General features: G+C 62.7%; 26 protein-coding genes. All 26 read right to left on the bottom strand.

What is annotated here, in order from left to right:
* Positions 1 to 141 precede the first annotated feature (141 nt).
* Positions 142 to 1140 carry a DNA-directed RNA polymerase subunit alpha gene (gene rpoA, locus LRM18_RS09390; protein ID WP_005408216.1) on the bottom strand — a complete coding sequence of 333 codons (999 nt, stop codon included), beginning with the start codon at positions 1138 to 1140 and terminating at the stop codon, positions 142 to 144.
* Between the two features lie 55 nt (positions 1141 to 1195).
* On the bottom strand, positions 1196 to 1825 hold the full coding sequence (gene rpsD, locus LRM18_RS09385; RefSeq protein WP_004145446.1) for a 30S ribosomal protein S4: 630 nt from the start codon (positions 1823 to 1825) through the stop codon (positions 1196 to 1198).
* Between the two features lie 15 nt (positions 1826 to 1840).
* On the bottom strand, positions 1841 to 2230 hold the full coding sequence (rpsK, locus tag LRM18_RS09380; RefSeq protein WP_004145443.1) for a 30S ribosomal protein S11: 390 nt from the start codon (positions 2228 to 2230) through the stop codon (positions 1841 to 1843).
* A gap of 11 nt (positions 2231 to 2241) precedes the next feature.
* Positions 2242 to 2598, bottom strand: a complete 357-nt coding sequence (gene rpsM, locus LRM18_RS09375) for a 30S ribosomal protein S13 (RefSeq protein ID WP_004154500.1) — start codon at positions 2596 to 2598, stop codon at positions 2242 to 2244.
* Positions 2599 to 2945: 347 nt separating this feature from the next.
* Positions 2946 to 4313 carry a preprotein translocase subunit SecY gene (gene secY, locus LRM18_RS09370; protein WP_005415420.1) on the bottom strand — a complete coding sequence of 456 codons (1368 nt, stop codon included), beginning with the start codon at positions 4311 to 4313 and terminating at the stop codon, positions 2946 to 2948.
* Positions 4314 to 4320: 7 nt separating this feature from the next.
* Entirely contained in the window at positions 4321 to 4764 is a 444-nt protein-coding gene (gene rplO / locus LRM18_RS09365; RefSeq protein ID WP_004154498.1) for a 50S ribosomal protein L15, read from the bottom strand.
* Between the two features lie 6 nt (positions 4765 to 4770).
* Positions 4771 to 4962 carry a 50S ribosomal protein L30 gene (rpmD, locus tag LRM18_RS09360; RefSeq protein ID WP_005408214.1) on the bottom strand — a complete coding sequence of 64 codons (192 nt, stop codon included), beginning with the start codon at positions 4960 to 4962 and terminating at the stop codon, positions 4771 to 4773.
* The gene (gene rpsE / locus LRM18_RS09355) at positions 4955 to 5497 is read right to left on the bottom strand and encodes a 30S ribosomal protein S5 (RefSeq protein ID WP_005408213.1); all 543 of its coding nucleotides are present in this window, start codon (positions 5495 to 5497) and stop codon (positions 4955 to 4957) included. Before rpsE ends, rpmD begins: the two co-directional genes overlap by 8 nt.
* A gap of 161 nt (positions 5498 to 5658) precedes the next feature.
* Positions 5659 to 6018, bottom strand: coding sequence for a 50S ribosomal protein L18 (rplR, locus tag LRM18_RS09350; RefSeq protein ID WP_169411773.1), 360 nt, complete (start codon positions 6016 to 6018; stop codon positions 5659 to 5661).
* Between the two features lie 80 nt (positions 6019 to 6098).
* The gene (gene rplF, locus LRM18_RS09345) at positions 6099 to 6623 is read right to left on the bottom strand and encodes a 50S ribosomal protein L6 (protein ID WP_053462252.1); all 525 of its coding nucleotides are present in this window, start codon (positions 6621 to 6623) and stop codon (positions 6099 to 6101) included.
* An 18-nt stretch (positions 6624 to 6641) separates the two neighbouring features.
* On the bottom strand, positions 6642 to 7040 hold the full coding sequence (rpsH, locus tag LRM18_RS09340; RefSeq protein WP_005408210.1) for a 30S ribosomal protein S8: 399 nt from the start codon (positions 7038 to 7040) through the stop codon (positions 6642 to 6644).
* A gap of 258 nt (positions 7041 to 7298) precedes the next feature.
* Complete coding sequence (gene rpsN, locus LRM18_RS09335) at positions 7299 to 7604, bottom strand: 30S ribosomal protein S14 (protein ID WP_005408209.1); 306 nt, start codon at positions 7602 to 7604, stop codon at positions 7299 to 7301.
* Positions 7605 to 7622: 18 nt separating this feature from the next.
* Positions 7623 to 8165: a 50S ribosomal protein L5 gene (rplE, locus tag LRM18_RS09330; RefSeq protein ID WP_005415416.1), complete on the bottom strand. Its 543-nt coding sequence runs from the start codon at positions 8163 to 8165 to the stop codon at positions 7623 to 7625.
* An 11-nt stretch (positions 8166 to 8176) separates the two neighbouring features.
* Positions 8177 to 8494 (bottom strand): 50S ribosomal protein L24, encoded by a 318-nt coding sequence (rplX, locus tag LRM18_RS09325; protein WP_004154490.1) that lies wholly within the window; start codon positions 8492 to 8494, stop codon positions 8177 to 8179.
* A 16-nt stretch (positions 8495 to 8510) separates the two neighbouring features.
* Positions 8511 to 8879, bottom strand: a complete 369-nt coding sequence (gene rplN, locus LRM18_RS09320; RefSeq protein ID WP_010483978.1) for a 50S ribosomal protein L14 — start codon at positions 8877 to 8879, stop codon at positions 8511 to 8513.
* Positions 8880 to 8891: 12 nt separating this feature from the next.
* Positions 8892 to 9161, bottom strand: coding sequence for a 30S ribosomal protein S17 (rpsQ, locus tag LRM18_RS09315; protein WP_004154489.1), 270 nt, complete (start codon positions 9159 to 9161; stop codon positions 8892 to 8894).
* Between the two features lie 11 nt (positions 9162 to 9172).
* Positions 9173 to 9358, bottom strand: a complete 186-nt coding sequence (gene rpmC / locus LRM18_RS09310; protein ID WP_004154487.1) for a 50S ribosomal protein L29 — start codon at positions 9356 to 9358, stop codon at positions 9173 to 9175.
* Complete coding sequence (gene rplP, locus LRM18_RS09305) at positions 9358 to 9771, bottom strand: 50S ribosomal protein L16 (RefSeq protein WP_004154486.1); 414 nt, start codon at positions 9769 to 9771, stop codon at positions 9358 to 9360. Before rplP ends, rpmC begins: the two co-directional genes overlap by 1 nt.
* A 5-nt stretch (positions 9772 to 9776) precedes the next feature.
* A complete protein-coding gene (gene rpsC, locus LRM18_RS09300; protein WP_004145350.1) occupies positions 9777 to 10511 on the bottom strand; it encodes a 30S ribosomal protein S3 in 735 nt (244 codons plus the stop codon).
* Positions 10512 to 10529: 18 nt separating this feature from the next.
* Positions 10530 to 10865 carry a 50S ribosomal protein L22 gene (rplV, locus tag LRM18_RS09295; RefSeq protein ID WP_004145348.1) on the bottom strand — a complete coding sequence of 112 codons (336 nt, stop codon included), beginning with the start codon at positions 10863 to 10865 and terminating at the stop codon, positions 10530 to 10532.
* Positions 10866 to 10877: 12 nt separating this feature from the next.
* Complete coding sequence (gene rpsS, locus LRM18_RS09290) at positions 10878 to 11147, bottom strand: 30S ribosomal protein S19 (RefSeq protein WP_005415413.1); 270 nt, start codon at positions 11145 to 11147, stop codon at positions 10878 to 10880.
* Positions 11148 to 11153: 6 nt separating this feature from the next.
* Positions 11154 to 11981, bottom strand: a complete 828-nt coding sequence (gene rplB / locus LRM18_RS09285) for a 50S ribosomal protein L2 (RefSeq protein ID WP_004145339.1) — start codon at positions 11979 to 11981, stop codon at positions 11154 to 11156.
* A gap of 10 nt (positions 11982 to 11991) precedes the next feature.
* Positions 11992 to 12291: a 50S ribosomal protein L23 gene (gene rplW / locus LRM18_RS09280; RefSeq protein WP_004145338.1), complete on the bottom strand. Its 300-nt coding sequence runs from the start codon at positions 12289 to 12291 to the stop codon at positions 11992 to 11994.
* Complete coding sequence (rplD, locus tag LRM18_RS09275; RefSeq protein WP_049470438.1) at positions 12288 to 12893, bottom strand: 50S ribosomal protein L4; 606 nt, start codon at positions 12891 to 12893, stop codon at positions 12288 to 12290. The genes rplW and rplD overlap by 4 nt, the downstream gene beginning before the upstream one ends.
* Before the next feature lie 12 nt (positions 12894 to 12905).
* Complete coding sequence (gene rplC, locus LRM18_RS09270) at positions 12906 to 13556, bottom strand: 50S ribosomal protein L3 (protein ID WP_004145336.1); 651 nt, start codon at positions 13554 to 13556, stop codon at positions 12906 to 12908.
* A gap of 11 nt (positions 13557 to 13567) precedes the next feature.
* Entirely contained in the window at positions 13568 to 13879 is a 312-nt protein-coding gene (gene rpsJ, locus LRM18_RS09265) for a 30S ribosomal protein S10 (RefSeq protein ID WP_005408208.1), read from the bottom strand.
* Positions 13880 to 14211 lie beyond the last annotated feature (332 nt).

Below are 14211 nucleotides of genomic sequence, written 5' to 3'. Positions count from 1 at the left end.
CCTGGCGTTACTGCGCGGACTGCGGTTGGTCCTGGTCACCCGTCCTGGACGACCTGCCCGCGAACCTGCGGTTCGTCGTGGCGTGGTGTGTTGCGTTGAAGGCTCCACCGCGAACGGTGGAGCCTCCAGGCATTACCGATATCAGCCCAGCATGCCGTGGCTGGCGACGCCGGCCGGCGGCCAGTTCTCCAGCTTCATGCCGAGCGAAAGGCCGCGCTGAGCCAGCACTTCCTTGATCTCGGTGAGCGACTTCTTGCCCAGGTTCGGGGTCTTCAGCAGCTCCACTTCGGTCTTCTGGATCAGATCGCCGATGTAGTAGATGCTTTCAGCCTTCAGGCAGTTGGCCGAACGCACGGTCAGCTCCAGATCGTCGATCGGGCGCAGCAGCACCGGATCCACGCCGTTGTTGGCCGGCTTGGCCGCACCGCGGTCGCGGTGGGTGAAGTCACCGAACACCGACAGCTGGTCGCTGAGGATGTCGGCGGCGGTGCGCACGGCTTCCTCGGCATCGATGGTGCCGTTGGTCTCGATATCGATGACCAGCTTGTCCAGGTCGGTGCGCTGTTCGACACGCGCCGCTTCCACGGCGTAGGCGACACGGCGGACCGGCGAGAACGAGGCATCCAGGACCAGGCGGCCGATGGCACGGGTTTCTTCGTCCGGACGACGACGCGCGGCCGCCGGCTGGTAGCCGAAACCACGTTCGATCTTCAGACGCATGTTGATCGCCGTATCCTTGGTCAGGTGGCAGATCACATGGTCGCCGTTCAGGATCTCCACATTGTGGTCGACCTTGATGTCGGCAGCGGTGACAACGCCCGGGCCCTGCTTGGACAGGGACAGGGTGGCGCTGTCGCCGGAGTGCATACGGATGGCCACGTCCTTCAGGTTCAGCAGGACTTCGAGCACGTCCTCCTGCAGACCTTCGACCGTGGTGTACTCATGCAACACGCCGTCGATTTCGACTTCCGTGATGGCGAAGCCCGGGATGGACGACAGCAGCACGCGACGCAGGGCATTGCCCAGCGTATGCCCGTAACCCCGCTCCAAAGGTTCGATAACGACCTTTGCGCGGGTGTCGGTAAGGCGTTCGATCTGCGGACCGCGAGGACGCAGAACCTGGTTGGCGGTAACCGTCATGTTGCGGGTTCTCCTAGTGAACCCCCGGCCGTCGCCGGGGGCTCTCCAATGTGAATTACTTCGAATACAGCTCGACGATCAGCGCTTCGTTGATGTCCGCAGGCAGATCCGAACGATCCGGAACAGCCTTGAAGATGCCGGTGAACTTGCCGGAATCCACTTCAACCCACGACGGGCTCAGGTCATGCTGGGCGGCGACGGTCAGGGCTTCCTGGACGCGCAGCTGCTTGGCAGCCTTTTCGGACAGAGCGATGGCGTCGCCAGCCTTGACCTGGTACGAGGCCAGGTTGACCGACTTGCCATTCACGGTGACGCCGCGGTGCGACACCAGCTGGCGGGCAGCCGGACGGGTCACGGCGAAGCCCATGCGGTAGACGACGTTGTCCAGGCGGGTTTCCAGCAGCTGCAGCAGGTTCTCGCCGGTGTTGCCCTTCTTGGTCGAGGCCTTCTTGTAGTAGTTGCGGAACTGACGCTCCAGCAGGCCGTAGATACGCTTGACCTTCTGCTTTTCACGCAGCTGGGTGGCGTAGTCGGACAGCTTGCCCTTGCGGGCAGTGGCGCCGTGCTGGCCGGGCTTCTGCTCCAGCTTGCACTTGGAGTCCAGCGCACGCGCCGGGCTCTTCAGGGACAGGTCGGCGCCTTCGCGGCGGGCGAGCTTACAGGTAGGACCGATATAACGAGCCATTTCTTATCGCTCCCTTTAGACGCGACGCTTCTTCGGCGGACGGCACCCGTTGTGCGGGATGGGCGTCACGTCGATGATGTTGGTGATCTTGTAGCCGACGTTGTTCAACGAACGCACGGCCGACTCACGGCCCGGACCCGGGCCCTTGATGCGGACTTCCAGCGACTTCACGCCGTAGTCCAGCGCAGCACGACCGGCCTTTTCAGCCGCCACCTGGGCAGCGAACGGGGTCGACTTGCGCGAACCGCGGAAGCCAGCGCCACCGGAGGTTGCCCACGACAGAGCGTTGCCCTGGCGGTCGGTGATGGTGACGATGGTGTTGTTGAACGAAGCGTGGACGTGGGCGACGCCGTCGGTGACGACGCGCTTGATCTTCTTCTTGGTCTTAGCAGCGGGCTTAGCCATTTCTCAGTCCCTTACTTCTTGATCGCCTTGCGCGGACCCTTGCGGGTGCGGGCGTTGGTACGGGTGCGCTGGCCACGCAGCGGGAGACCACGACGGTGACGCAGGCCGCGGTAGCAGCCCAGGTCCATCAGGCGCTTGATCGCGATGCCGATCTCACGGCGCAGATCGCCTTCCACGATGTACTTGCCGACTTCGGCGCGCAGGCGCTCGATTTCCGGCTCCGACAGATCGCGGATCTTGGTGGTCGAAGCAACGCCTGCGACTTCGCAGACCTTCTTCGAACGGGTACGGCCGATGCCGTAAATGCTTTGCAACCCGACCCAGACATGCTTCTGGGCTGGCAGGTTGACGCCTGCAATACGCGCCATGACGCGGTTCTCCAGCTGAGTGATGGCCGACAGCGCGCCTCGGGCACGCCAATCCGGCAGGATGGATCAAAAAAGTGAACTAGCGATACTAACAAGGTTCCGGTTTACATGGAAGCCCGTGAAACCATTGGTTTCATGAACCCGGCCTGGGGAGTGTGCCCAGGCTCCGGCGCCGGATGGGGTTGGACCTGGGGTCTCCCCCGGGGCCGCCCGCGCTACTCCAGCGCGGGACCACCTCATCACACCCCCACCCGGAACCGCTGCGGGGGCCGCCCTTCGTTTGTGTGGCCGAAGTCCGCGAAGCGGAGGGACCATCACGTCAGGAAGACGAAAGTATAACAGCTCAATCAGCCGCGGGCAAAACCGCCGCGGTTGCCGCCCTTCAGGTTGGCCTTCTTCAGCAGGCTCTCGTACTGGTGGGACATCAGGTGCGCCTGCACCTGGGCGATGAAGTCCATCACCACCACCACCACGATCAGCAGCGAAGTACCACCGAAGTAGAACGAGGCGTTCAGCTGCGTGCGCATCAGTTCCGGCAGCAGGCAGACGATCACCAGGTACGCCGAACCGGCGGCGGTCAGGCGGGTCAGCACGCCGTCGATGTAGTCGGCGGTGGCCTTGCCCGGACGGATGCCCGGGATCAGCGCGCCCGACTTCTTCAGGTTGTCGGCGGTTTCCTGCGAGTTGAAGACCAGCGCGGTATAGAAGAACGCGAAGCCGGTGATCAGCGCAGCGAACACGATCATGTGCAGCGGCTCGCCCGGGCCGAGCGCGTTGGCGACCTTCTGCAGCACTTGGCCGAAGCTGCTCTGGTTGGCCGCCTGGCCGGACCACATGGCCAGGGTGGCCGGGAAGGCCAGCAGGCTCGAGGCGAAAATCGCCGGGATGACGCCGGCCATGTTGAGCTTCAGCGGCAGGAACGAGGTCTGGTTCATGTACGCGTTGCGACCACCCTGGCGGCGCGCGTAGTTCACCGTGATCCGGCGCTGGCCGCGCTCGACGAACACCACGAAGAAGGTGAAGGCAAGCACGACGATGGCGATCAGCAGCAGCTGGATGAACTGGATGTTGCCGTCGCGGTAGGCGTCGAAGGTGTGGATGACCGCACCCGGCAGGCCGGCCACGATACCGGCGAAGATGATCAGCGACACGCCGTTGCCGATGCCGCGCTCGGTGACCTGCTCACCGACCCACATCAGGAACATGGTGCCGGCGGTCAGTGCGACCACGGCAGTGAGCACGAAGCCCATGCCCGGCGCATACACGACCGGAGCGCCCGACGGCGAGACCTGGCCCTGCAGGGCCAGCGCGATCGAGCCGCCCTGCACCACTGCCAGCAGCACGGCGCCGATGCGCGAATACTGGGTGATCTTGCGGCGGCCGGACTCACCTTCCTTCTGCATCGCCTTCAGCGCGGGGAAGATGTGCACGGCCAGCTGCATCACGATCGATGCCGAGATGTACGGCATCACGTTCAGCGCGAAGATGCTGAAACGGTGCAGGGCGCCGCCCGAGAACATGTTGAACATGTCCACGATGCCGCCGCCCTGCTGTTGCATCATGGCAAGCATGGCATCGGGATTGACGCCCGGCACCGGCACGTAGCAGCCGATGCGATAGACGATCAAAGCCCCGACGACGAACAGCAAACGTTGGCGAAGTTCAGTGAACTTGCCCATTCCGCCCGCGAGGTTACCGATGCCAGCTTGCGCCATGATTTTCTTACTCCGTTACGCTGCCGCCGGCAGCTTCGATTGCAGCCTTGGCACCGGCCGTGGCAGCAATACCCTTCAGGGTGAACGCCTTGGTCACTTCGCCCTTGACGACGACCTTGGCCTTCTTTGCAGTGCTCGGGACCAGCTTGGCAGCACGCAGGGCGGCGAAATCGATCTCACCGGCCGGCAGCTTGTCCAGCGCGTACAGCAGCACTTCAGCGGTGTCCTTGGCGATCGGCGAACGGAAGCCGATCTTCGGCAGACGGCGCTGCATGGGGGTCTGGCCGCCTTCGAAGCCAGCCTTGATCTTGCCGCCACCCTTGCGGGCGAACGAACCCTTGTGGCCGCGGCCGGCAGTCTTGCCCAGGCCCGAGCCGATACCGCGGCCGACGCGGGTGCGCTCGGTGCGGGCGCCCGGTGCCGGGCTCAGTTCATTGAGACGCAGAGTCATGGTCGATTACTCCTCAACCTGGACGAGGTACTGAACCTTGTTGATCAGGCCGCGTACCTGCGGGCTGTCCTTCAGTTCACGCACATCGTTGAGCTTGTTCAGGCCCAGGGCACGCACCGACAGGCGGTGACGCGACTGGGTACCACGCAGGCCACGCACCAGGCGGACCTTCACAGTCTTGTTGGACTCATTAGCCATGGTTGAGTTCCTCCACCTTCTTGCCGCGCTTGGCCGCGATGCGAGCCGGCGACTGCGCAGCAGACAGGCCCTTCACGGTGGCACGCACCAGGTTGATCGGGTTGCGCGAACCGGTGGCCTTGGCCAGCACGTTCTTCACGCCAACGGCTTCCAGCACGGCGCGCATGGCACCGCCGGCGATCACGCCGGTACCTTCCGAAGCCGGCTGCATGAACACACGGGCTGCGCCGTGACCATCCTTGATGGTGTGCCACAGGGTGCCGTTGTTCAGGTCAACGCTGACCAGGTTCTTGCGGGCCTGTTCCATCGACTTCTGGATGGCGACCGGCACTTCGCGGGCCTTGCCATAACCGAAACCGACCTTGCCTTCGCCGTCGCCGACAACGGTCAGGGCGGTGAAGGTGAACTGGCGGCCACCCTTGACGGTCTTGCTGACGCGGTTGACCGCGACCAGCTTTTCGATCATGCCGTCGTCGATCTTCTCTTCGCGGTTACGGTCGCGATCGCGACCCCGCTGCTGACGCTCTTCTGCCATGTTGATTCCTTGGTTGTTTGGGTATGTACGGCTCGAGGCCGCTTATGGTTGTGGAGTGACGCGTTGTTCCGGTGGGCCACTGCAGAAGAGCGGCGCCGTCCAGCCTCGCTCAGGCTGGCGAGCAGGCAGGCAGGAGGCCATCGGCCCCCTGCCCTTGTCCCTTAGAACTGCAGGCCGGCTTCGCGGGCGGCTTCTGCCAGGGCCTTGATGCGGCCGTGGTAGCGGTAGCCCGAACGATCGAAGGCAACCTTCTCGACGCCGGCGGCCTTGGCGCGCTCGGCGACGATGCGGCCAACCTTGGCAGCGGCATCGGCGTTCTTGCCGTTCTTCAGGCCTTCCTTGACGTCGGTCTGGGTGGTGTTGGCGGCAGCCAGCACCTTCGAACCGTCAGCGGTGAAGACCTGGGCGTACAGGTGCTGGCCGGTGCGCAGCACCGACAGGCGGGCGACGCCGAGCTCACGGATGTGGGCGCGGGTCGACTTGGCGCGACGCAGGCGGGCGATGTTCTTGTTCATTTTGATTGTTCCTTGAAAGCTGAAGGATGGGCTTTTCCCTGAGGAGTCCGCACATGGATGTGCGGGCTCTTGCGAGGGACTCGCGCTTACGCCTTCTTGGCTTCCTTACGGATGATGACTTCGTCGGAGTACTTCACGCCCTTGCCCTTGTACGGCTCCGGCTTGCGGAACGCACGGATCTTGGCGGCGACTTCACCGACGACCTGCTTGTCAGCGCCCTGGACCAGGATCTCGGTCTGGGTCGGGGTGGTGATGGTGATGCCTTCCGGCGCCACGAACACGACCGGGTGCGAGAAGCCCAGCGACAGGCTCAGGTCCTTGCCCTGCATGGCAGCGCGGTAACCCACGCCAACCAGCTCCAGCTTGCGCTCGAAGCCTTCGGACACGCCCTTGACCATGTTGGACAGGATCGCACGCACGGTGCCGGTCAGTGCGACCAGATCGGCGTTCTCGGTGCTCAGGGTGGCAACGCCATTGTCGACGTTGATGGCAATGCCGGCCGGCTTGGCCAGCGACAGGGTGCCCTTCGGGCCCTTGGCGGTGACGCTGTCCGACTGGACGTTCAGTTCAACCTTACCCAGGGTGATCGGCTTCTTGGCTACGCGGGACATAGTTCTACTCCTTTCGCCTTAGGCCACGAAGCACAGGACTTCGCCGCCGACGCCCAGCTGGCGCGCCTGCGCATCAGTCATGATGCCCTTGGAGGTGGAAATGATGGAGATACCCAGGCCGTTCATGACCTTCGGCAGCTCGCTCTTGCCGCGGTACTGGCGCAGGCCCGAACGCGAGAAGCGCTTCAGGGTCGCGATGACCGGCTTGCCTTCGAAATACTTCAGCACGATTTCCAGCTCGGACTTGTTGTTTTCCAGCTGGGTCACGCGCAGGTCGGTGATGTAACCCTCGTCCTTCAGGACCTGGGCGATCGCAACCTTGATCTTGGACGACGGGGCTTTCACCGTCTGCTTGCCAACTGCGGCCGCATTCTTGATGCGGACCAGCAGGTCGGCGATGGGATCAGTCATGCTCATATGAGTACCTTTGAGTGCACCGATATCCGCTTTCGCGAAAATCTGTTGTCTCCTGGAAACGGGCCAGGTCCCTTGATGCAGCGGGCCAGGGCCCACTCCTACAACCCCGTCTGCACAGGGCAAGACGCGGGAGTATACGCCAAAAGAGCCCGACTTGCGTCGGGCTCTTTGGGTTTTTTCGCAGAAAGGAAGCTGAACAGCCCCCTCCCCCGGTTCAGCACCCCCGCAAGGAGGTGCTGATCGCAGGGCCGGCTGGGATTACCAGCTGGCCTTGCGCAGGCCCGGGACGTCGCCACGCATGGTGGCTTCGCGCAGCTTGTTGCGGCCGAGGCCGAACTTGCTGTACACGCCACGCGGACGACCCGACAGCTCGCAACGGTTGCGCTGACGGCTCGGCGACGAATCGCGCGGCAGCTTGGCCAGCTTGGTTGCGGCGTCGATCTTCTCTTCGTAGGTCGCGTCCACGGAGGACACGATCTTCTTCAGAGCCGCACGCTTCTCAGCGTACTTCTTGGCCAGCTTTTCCCGCTTGATGTCGCGGTTGACCATGGAGGTCTTTGCCATTTCGGTTTCCTCGACAGATCAGTTACGGAACGGGAACTTGAACGCTGCCAGCAGCGCCTTCGCTTCCGCGTCGGTCTTCGCAGTGGTGGTGATGGCGATATCCATACCGCGGATCGCGTCGACGGCGTCGAAGTCGATTTCCGGGAAGATGATCTGTTCCTTCACACCCATGTTGAAGTTGCCGCGGCCGTCGAAGGAACGACCGGAAACACCACGGAAGTCGCGCACGCGCGGCAGCGAGATGTTGATCAGGCGGTCCAGGAACTCGTACATCTTGTGCCGACGCAGCGTGGTCTTGCAGCCGATCGGCCAACCATCACGGATCTTGAACGACGCAACCGAGATACGCGACTTGGTGACAACCGGCTTCTGGCCGGAAATCTTGGTCATGTCCGCGACGGCGTTTTCCAGGATCTTCTTGTTGGTGGCAGCCTCGCCGACACCCATGTTCAGGGTGACCTTGACGAGCTTCGGTACTTCCATCGGATTGGTGTAGCCGAACTGCTTCATCAGCGCCGGCACCACTTCTTCCTTGTAGATCTTTTCGAGACGGGAAGTCATCTTCACATTCCTCAGGCGTCGAGCGCCTCACCGCTGGAGCGGAACACACGCAGTTTGCGTCCATCCTCCAGCACCTTGAAGCCAACGCGTTCGCCCTTGCCCGAAGCCGGGTTCAGCACGTTCACGTTGGAGATATGGATCGAAGCTTCGCGCTCGACCACGCCGCCGGCAACACCTGCCTGCGGGTTCGGCTTGGTGTGGCGCTTGACGATGTTCACGTTGGCGACGACCACACGGTCGCCGTCGACGCGGACGACTTCGCCCTGCTTGCCCTTGTCCTTGCCAGCGTTGACGACAACCTGGTCGCCCTTCTTGATACGGTTAGCCATGATTATCTCCTGTCGCTCACAGCACTTCGGGAGCGAGCGAGACGATCTTCATGAACTTCTCCGAACGAAGTTCACGGGTCACCGGCCCGAAGATACGGGTACCGATCGGCTCCTGCTTGTTGTTCAGCAGGACGGCAGCGTTGCCGTCGAAGCGGATCAGCGAACCGTCGGCGCGACGCACACCCTTGCGGGTACGCACCACGACGGCGTCATACACTTCACCCTTCTTGACCTTGCCGCGCGGAATCGCATCCTTCACGGTGACCTTGATGATGTCGCCGATGCCGGCGTAACGGCGCTTGGAACCACCCAGCACCTTGAAGCACATCACCTGCTTGGCACCCGAATTGTCCGCGACGTCAAGGTAGCTCTGCATCTGGATCATGATTCAGACTCCTTATTCAGCCGCACGCGTGATGACTTCCACCACGCGCCAGTTCTTGGTCTTGGACATCGGAGCAATCTCGGTCACGCGGACGACATCGCCTTCCTTGCAGGCGTTGTCGGCATCGTGGGCGTGCAGCTTGGTCGAGCGCTTGATGTACTTGCCGTACAGCGCGTGCTTGACCTGACGCTCAACCAGGACGGTAACCGTCTTGTCCATCTTGTTGCTGACGACACGGCCTTCGACCGTGCGCAGCGTCTTCTTTTCAGTATTGTCGCTCATAGCGGCCATCCTTACTTCGTGCTGCCGAGCAGGGTCTTGACGCGAGCAATCTCGCGACGGACCCGGCGAATGTCGTGGGTCTTCGGCAGCTGGCCGGTGACCTGCTGCATACGGACAGAGAACTGTTCCTTACGCAGGTCGATCAGGTGGGCCTTGAGTTCGTCAGCCGACTTTTCACGGAGAGTTTTGATATCCATCAGCGCACCGTACGGGTCACGAAAGTGGTGGTGACCGAGAGCTTGGCGGCGGCCAGGCGGAACGCCTCGCGAGCCACTTCCTCGGAAACACCCTCGATTTCATAGATCATGCGGCCGGGCTGGATCTGGGCCACCCAGTATTCCACGTTACCCTTACCCGAACCCATTCGAACTTCGATGGGCTTCTTGGTGATGGGCTTGTCGGGGAACACGCGGATCCACATCTTGCCGCCGCGCTTGACGTAGCGGCTGATCGAGCGGCGGGCCGCTTCGATCTGACGCGCGGTCAGCTGACCGTGTGCGGTTGCCTTCAGGCCGTATTCGCCGAAGCTGACAGCGTTGGCGCTCCAGCTCAGGCCATCGTTACGGCCCTTGTGTACCTTGCGGTACTTGGTTCGCTTGGGTTGCAACATTGTCGTTACCTCGCTTCACGGGCCGGGCGCTGACGGTCACCACGGTCGCCGCGATCGTGACGATCGTTGCGCGACGGGGTGTCGTCCTGCTTTTCCTGGCCAACCTGGGAGAAATCGAAGACCTCGCCCTTGTAGATCCAGACCTTGATGCCGATGATGCCGTAGGTCGTCTTGGCTTCAGCGAAGCCATAGTCGATGTCGGCACGCAGGGTGTGCAGCGGCACGCGGCCTTCGCGGTACCACTCCGAACGGGCGATTTCAGCACCGTTGAGGCGGCCACCAACGTTGACCTTGATGCCCAGGGCACCCAGGCGCATCGCGTTGCCGACCGAGCGCTTCATTGCACGGCGGAACATGATGCGACGCTCCAGCTGCTGGGCGATCGACTCGGCAACGAGCTGCGCGTCCAGTTCCGGCTTGCGCACTTCGGTGACGTTGATGTGCGCCGGGACGCCCATCATCTCGCTCACTTCCTTGCGCAGCTTCTCGATGTCCTCACCGCGCTTGCCGATCACCACGCCCGGACGGGCGGTGTGGATCGTCACGCGAGCGGTCTTGGCCGGACGCTCGATCAGGATCTTGCTGATGCCGGCCTGGGCCAGCTTCTTGCGCAGCATTTCGCGCACTTTCAGGTCGGCTGCCAGGTAACCGGCGAACTCGGCCTTGTTGGCGTACCACTTGGAGTTCCAGTCCTTGGAAATGCCGAGGCGGATACCAATCGGATGAACTTTATGACCCATGGTCTTTTCCTTATCCGCTTACTTGGCGGCGCCCACAACCACAGTGATGTGGCTGGTGCGCTTGAGGATGCGGGTACCGCGGCCTTTCGCCCGCGCCATGAAACGCTTCAGGGTCGGACCTTCATCAACCATGATGGTCTGAACCTTCAGCTCGTCGACGTCGGCGCCCTGGTTGTTCTCGGCGTTGGCAATTGCCGACTCCACCACCTTCTTGATCAGGTGGGCAGCCTTCTTGTCCGAGAACTTCAGCAGGTTGACCGCACGTTCGGCCGGCAGACCGCGCACCTGGTCAGCGACCAGACGAGCCTTCTGCGGGGAGATGCGCGCAGTGCGCAGGATGGCTTTCGCTTCCATTGTCATCTCTCCTTACTTGCCCGACTTCTTGTCACCACCGTGACCCTTGAAGGTCCGGGTGATGGCAAATTCGCCGAGCTTGTGGCCGACCATGTTCTCGTTGACGAGAACCGGGATGTGGTTCTTGCCGTTATGCACGGCAATGGTGATGCCTACCATGTCAGGCAGGATCATCGAACGGCGCGACCAGGTCTTGATCGGCTTCTTGCTGCCCGCAGCGGCCTCCACCTTCTTGACGAGGTGGTGATCGACGAACGGGCCCTTCTTGAGTGAACGTGCCATGGTCGATTAGCCCCTACGATCGCGGACGATGAACTGCTGAGTGCGCTTGTTATGGCGCGTCTTGTAACCCTTGGTCGGAACACCCCACGGGGTGACCGGATGCGGGTTACCCTGGCCGGCCTTGGCCTCACCACCACCGTGCGGGTGGTCAACCGGGTTCATGGCAGCACCACGAACGGTCGGGCGGACGCCGCGCCAACGCTTGGCACCGGCCTTGCCCAGCTTTTCCAGGCTGTGCTCGTCGTTGCCGACTTCGCCGATGGTGGCGCAGCACTCGACCGGAACCTTGCGCATTTCACCCGAGCGCAGGCGCAGGGTGGCGTAGATGCCTTCGCGAGCCACCAGCTGCACGGCCGCACCGGCGGCGCGAGCGATCTGAGCGCCCTTGCCCGGCTTCAGCTCGATGCAGTGGATGGTGGTGCCGACCGGGATGTTGCGCAGCGGCAGGGTGTTGCCGGCCTTGATCGGGGCATCCGAACCAGCGATCACCTGATCACCGGCCTTCAGGCCCTTCGGGGCGATGATGTAGCGACGCTCACCATCGACGTAGCACAGCAGGGCGATGTGGGCGGTGCGGTTCGGATCGTATTCGATGCGTTCCACGCGCGCCGGGATGCCCAGCTTGTTGCGCTTGAAGTCGATGATGCGGTAGTGCTGCTTGGCACCACCACCGACGTGACGCACGGTGATGCGGCCGTGGTGGTTGCGGCCACCCGAGCGGCTCTGCGACTCGACCAGTGCGGCGTGCGGAGCACCCTTGTGCAGGTCGGGCGTAACCACGCGCACGGCCGAACGGCGGCCGGGGGAAGTGGGCTTGAATTTCATCAATGGCATGGGATGTACCTCAGGCCTTGGCCGTTACATCGATCGACTGGCCGTCGGCCAGGCGAACGTACGCCTTGCGCCAATCGCCGCGGCGGCCAGCACGGTTACGGAAGGACTTGTTCTTGCCCTTGACGTTGACCACGTTGACGGCTTCGACCTTGACGTCGAACAGCTGCTCAACCGCGGCCTTTACATCGGCCTTGGTGGCTTCGTTCGAAACTTCGAAGACATACTGGTTGGAGAGTTCCTGCAGGCGCGCGGTCTTTTCGGAGACACGCGGGGCACGCAGCACGCTGAAGATTTTTTCGTTGCTGTTCATGCCAGCCACTCCTCGACCTTCTTGACCGCGTCAGCGGTGATGACGACCGTGTCGGCACCCACCAGCGAGACCGGATCCAGGCCCTGGACGTCACGCACCTGCACGTACGGCAGATTGCGGGCGGACAGGTACAGGTGCTCGGACGCTTCTTCGGTGACGATCAGCGGGCGCTTGCCCACTTCCAGGCCGGCCAGCTTGGCGACCAGACCCTTCGTGTTGGTCGCTTCGACGTCGAAGGACTCCACGATGGTCAGGCGGCCCTGACGGTTCAGCTCGGACAGGATCGCGCACATGGCGGCACGGTACTGCTTACGATTGACCTTCTGCTCGAAGCTGCGCGGCTTGGCCGCGAAGGTGACACCGCCGCCGACGAAGATCGGAGCCGTCAGTGCGCCATGACGCGCGCCGCCGCCCTTCTGCTTCTTCGACTTCTTGGTGGTACCAGCCACTTCGGAGCGAGTCTTCTGTGCCTTGGTGCCGGCGCGACCGGCGTTGCGGTAGGCAACGACGACCTGGTGGACCAGATCTTCGCTGAAATCGCGACCGAACACGGCGTCGGAGACCGAGACCTTGTTGTTGCTACCCGTGATAACGAGTTCCATCGTCATCTCTCCTTATGCCTTGCTCGCCGGACGGACGATCACATCGCCACCCGCCGCGCCCGGAACGGCGCCGCGAACGGCGATCAGACCGCGCTCGACGTCGACCTTGACCACTTCCAGGTTCTGGGTGCTCTGCTGCACCGCGCCCATGTGGCCCGACATCTTCTTGCCCGGGAAAACGCGACCCGGGGTCTGGCGCTGACCCAGCGAACCCGGCGCGCGATGCGACAGCGAGTTACCGTGGGTTGCATCGCCCATACGGAAGTTGTGGCGCTTGATGGTGCCCTGGAAGCCCTTACCCTTGGTGACACCCTGGACGTCGACGATCTGGCCGACTTCGAAGATGTCCGCCTTGACTTCGCCGCCAACGGCGAAATCGCCGAGCTGCGCGTCTTCAACGCGGAATTCCCACAGGCCACGACCCGCTTCCACCTTCGCCTTGGCGAAGTGGCCGGCTTCCGGCTTGTTGACCAGGGCAGCGCGACGCGCGCCGACGGTCACCTGCACGGCGCTGTAGCCGTCGGTTTCGACGGTCTTGATCTGCGCGATGCGGTTCGGGGTTGCTTCGATCAGGGTCACCGGGATGGAACGGCCATCTTCGGTGAACACGCGGCTCATGCCGGCCTTGCGGCCCACGAAGCCCAACGAATACTTCTTCGTCATGGTCGTAGTCCTCAGGTCAGCTTGATCTGAACGTCGACGCCGGCAGCCAGTTCGAGCTTCATCAGCGCGTCCACGGTCTTGTCATTCGGGTCAACGATATCGAGCACGCGCTTGTGCGTGCGGGTCTCGTACTGGTCACGCGCGTCCTTGTCGACGTGCGGGGAGACGAGAACGGTGTAACGCTCGATCTTGGTCGGCAGCGGGATCGGGCCACGCACTTGCGCGCCGGTCCGCTTTGCCGTTTCAACGATCTCGCTGGCCGAACGGTCGATCAGACGATGATCGAACGCTTTCAGCCGGATCCGGATCTTTTGGTCCGCCATGGCGGTAGGTTCCTTCGTTAAAAGAGCGACAGACAAAGCCTCTGGGTTGCTTTGCCCCATGAAATTCCTGAATACGGACGGCCCGCAGTCCTGCAGGCCGACAAGGTCACTCCATGGACCTCAAAAACGTAGGCAGACCAGTTTCCCGGCCTGCCCAGACGTAGAAGCATAATGGCACGCAAGGCAGCTGTCAACAGTCGCCTGTTGACGCCGCCTGAATGGCATTGACCCTTCCTGGTCCGGGGAACACAAGGCACGTCCTGTGCCTGCTTTCCCATTTGATACGCCCCGATGCCCTACCCAGGCAACATCGGGGCGCAGATACTACCAGA

The organism is Stenotrophomonas sp. PI_27, from assembly GCF_027854495.1.
In the GTDB taxonomy this organism is placed as follows: Bacteria; Pseudomonadota; Gammaproteobacteria; order Xanthomonadales; family Xanthomonadaceae; genus Stenotrophomonas; species Stenotrophomonas pavanii.
The sequence above is the reverse complement of the archived record's forward strand: the minus strand, read 5'-3'. Positions and strand labels throughout refer to the sequence as shown.